Annotated in this window: 3 protein-coding genes and 1 pseudogene; 2 read left to right on the top strand and 2 right to left on the bottom strand. The window is 46.4% G+C overall.

What is annotated here, in order from left to right; translation table 11 throughout:
• The coding region (locus tag F6K53_RS36050) for an IS66 family transposase (protein WP_293084210.1) at positions 1–952 on the top strand (952 nt) is incomplete at its 5' end.
• On the top strand, positions 942–1,439 hold the full coding sequence (locus F6K53_RS36045; protein WP_293084207.1) for a transposase: 498 nt from the start codon (positions 942–944) through the stop codon (positions 1,437–1,439). The genes F6K53_RS36050 and F6K53_RS36045, both read left to right, overlap by 11 nt.
• Before the next feature lie 292 nt (positions 1,440–1,731).
• Here F6K53_RS36045 and F6K53_RS36040 read toward each other — a convergent pair.
• A pseudogene (locus F6K53_RS36040) lies at positions 1,732–2,526 on the bottom strand (IS5 family transposase).
• A gap of 142 nt (positions 2,527–2,668) precedes the next feature.
• Positions 2,669–3,184, bottom strand: a complete 516-nt coding sequence (locus tag F6K53_RS36035; protein ID WP_293084203.1) for a hypothetical protein — start codon at positions 3,182–3,184, stop codon at positions 2,669–2,671.
• Between the last annotated feature and the right edge of the window lie 125 nt (positions 3,185–3,309).

Genomic DNA, 3,309 nt, shown 5'->3' with positions numbered 1-3,309 from the left:
CAAGCAAAATTCACAAAATTCATCTCGTCCCCCCTCAAGTGACGGTTTTGGTCAGCAAGATTTGTCAAACCCTCAGACTCTCAAAAAGAAAAAGAAAAAGAAAAAGAAAAAGTCTAGCAGTGATGCCTCATCCCTGAAAACACCAAAGCTCTATCCCCTCGAAGCCTGTAGCGAAGTTCATTCCCATGTACCAGATATTTGTCAGCATTGTGGAGAGCAGTTGAGCGGCTTAGACGAGCACCCATTACGTCATCAAATCGTTGATATTCCGCCGCTATCGGCCTATGTGATTGAACATCAACTGCATCAGTTGGAGTGTAGTTGCTGCGGTAGGAAGAACCGTGCACCACTCCCTGCCGAGGTACCATCAACCGGCTATGGAGACCGATTAGCGGCAGTAGTGGCTTGGTTGAGTGTAGAACATCGCCAAAGTCACCGAATGGTGAAGTCCTTACTTGCTACTTTGTTTAGTGTTGAGCTTTCCCGTGGGAGCATCAATCGTATTCGTCACCAGGTGAGTGAGGCGGTCGCAAGTCCTGTGGAACAAGCTCAGCAGTATGTTCAAGGCCAGGCGTTTGTTCATAGTGATGAAACCAGCTTTAGCCAAGGCAATGGTGATGGACTCAATCCCAGGCAAACCAAAGGATGGCTGTGGGTATTAGTTACCCCGTTGGTGATTGTCTTTTCGGTGGTCTTGAGTCGCTCTCAAGCAACAGCCAAAGCATTACTCGGAGAAGACTTCAAAGGTATTTTAATCTCAGACCGTTACAGTGCTTACAACTGGTTGGAGGTGATGCATCGTCAAGTATGTTGGGCTCATCTGAAGCGGGATTTGACGGCTATGGCCGAACGCACTGGTGTGTCGAAACAAATTGGTGAAGCTCTATTGCGTCGAGAACGTAGGTTACGCACGATGGTGGCATCGAGTACGGGATGGCACCATGAGTCGTGAGCAGTTTGTGATGGCGGTGGAGCCATTGAGAATGGGTTTGAAGACCGAGTTAGAAGCTGCTGCAGCAATACCAATTGCCAACAGGGAAAAATCACCATTGGCCAAAACAGTACGCACAGCCCGAGAGTTATTAAAACTAGAGGCTGCGCTGTGGACTTTTGTCTATATTCCAGGGGTAGAGCCCACAAATAATGCCGCAGAACGTGCGCTACGCACTGCAGTGATTTGGCGGCGAACCAGCTTTGGTTCCCAATCTCAAGCCGGCAGTGAATTCGCGCACGAGAATTCTTACTGTGGTGACATCCCTCAAAGCACAGCAGAAAAATCCCTTGGATTATCTCACACAGGCAATTCGAGCCCAGCGGTTAGGGCTATCGGCTCCATCCCTATTACCACAAACTCTGATCAACACTCAAATACCTATGGTGGCGTAAGGCCATGGGACGGTTACAAGCTGGGTCAGTTTCTTCGGCATCTTCGACGGTAATTTCTCTAACCTCTGTTGGCGGTAGGTTTGCCAATCAAATAAGATTTTCGGGCGAGGTTTAGTCATCGCTAGGGGAAAGACATAAATCCCTCCTTCAGTATCAATCTTGGCTCGATTTGCCCAACTAGAAGCTTTGCTGTCTGCTAGGAATAAAAAGTTTTTGTGTCCTATAATTTCTGCCAAATTTATCCAAGTAGGAAGATACTGAGATTCGTCTGTTCCTTGACCCGGTAAAGTGGCTCCCAACAAAGGCAGAGCTAACGGGTCTAAGAGCTGATTCCTAAAGTAAAGATTAAGAGGCTAATCGACGAATCATCAATCGAATTAGAGACCCATAAATCATTGCCTCACTATTCTCGACATGCATCTCGTAATCTTTGCTCAGACGGCGATACCGATTTAACCATCCAAAAGTTCTCTCAACCACCCAACGTTTGGGTAAAATCTCAAAAGTGTCAGTAAGACGTTTAATGACCTCGACACCCGCCCCACAGAGTTGCCGAACAACCCGTGCAAAGTTCTGACCCGAATATCCTCCATCTACCCAAACTATTTCCTGTCACAGAAAGTTCTTCTGAGTTTTCGCGCTCTTACTGTAGCTGCTCCCAAACGTTCTGGGGCATTGCCTTCAGTCACTAACACCCCAATCATTAGACCAAGAGAATCTACTACCAAATGGCGTTTACGACCTTTGACTTTCTTGCCGCCATCGTACCCGTACACCTCCCCCTTTTTTCCGTCGTTTCTACCGACTGTGAGTCTGCGATCGCTACTGTTGATTTTTCAAATCGTCCCAACTTTTCAAGGGAGTTGGTGTCGTAGTGTGTCATGGATTTTCTGCCAAATTCCTAGGCGTTCCCATTTCTGGAAATATTTGTATACTGTCCCGTGATGGGGGAAATCCTGGGGCAACATTTCCCACTGACAACCAGTGCGCTGTACATAGAAGAACACATTCGAGAATTTCTCTGAGGTCTACGGTTAATGGTCTTCCAAATCCTTGGGGAAGCGGTAACAACGGTTTAATAATTTCCCACTCTCGGTCACTGAGATCGCTAGGGTAAAGTCGGCGGTGTGGTTTGGCCACCTTCTGGAAGACGACTCATCAAACTTTTCTTCTCTAGAGTTAGCAATATTGAGGTGAGTGTGCTGAGCTTACTTCCTTTTGCTCGCTGTCCAGTTTTCCTTTATTTTCTCTTTAGGAATCAGCTCTAAAGTTGCCAACATAGTCACGATATTGTCTCAAATCTGGGCGGCGGTCTTTGCTTAGCGCCAAAATTAAGCAAGGATTCTCCATCTACTGAGTTTTGCGGCTGATGGTAAACTGAAAAGCTGCTGGTGTCACTACGGGCTTGCTCCGTGGGCAATTCATAGACACGTATTATATGTTTTCCTAGCTCAGTAAAGATGCTCTCGATGGCTTGATGTTGAGAAGAACCCAAAAGCTTTAATAAGTCGGCTAATCGGTCATCGGTAGCATCTTTGAGGCCAATTTTCCAACCCGTTGCCCATTCCAATGTACGATGATGTAATACCACCCATGGTTCCACAGCACAAAGTCGATGGTCTCCTTGGCTAATCATGTAGGTTAACAACAAGATTGCTAGTTGCCCATAGCTTAATCCCTGTCGGTTGCCATGAGGAGGTGGTAGCTCTTGGTCAATTAATTCTTCTATCTCCATTTGTTGAAGCCAATGGATGATAACCGGTAGGTCGTCGGCTCTTTCTGAGTGAGTTTCTCTCAATTTTTTCCCCTATCTCTTCTCTCAACTGCATACCCAGACTACACTCTTCGTCGATTTATTTGGCTAGTGGTATTTAATTTGAGCGAACCGGGAGTTAGTAGCCAACCTAAAAATCTCTAAAAAGG

It is taken from the genome of Moorena sp. SIO4A1 (assembly GCF_010672065.1).
Classification (GTDB): domain Bacteria; phylum Cyanobacteriota; class Cyanobacteriia; order Cyanobacteriales; family Coleofasciculaceae; genus Moorena.
This window is presented reverse-complemented; position numbering and strand designations above follow the sequence as displayed.

What these genes read in the sequence shown, in the direction of transcription:
- F6K53_RS36045 (WP_293084207.1), top strand. Translation starts at nt 942, where the DNA reads ATGAGTCGTGAGCAGTTTGTGATGGCGGTGGAGCCATTGAGAATGGGT.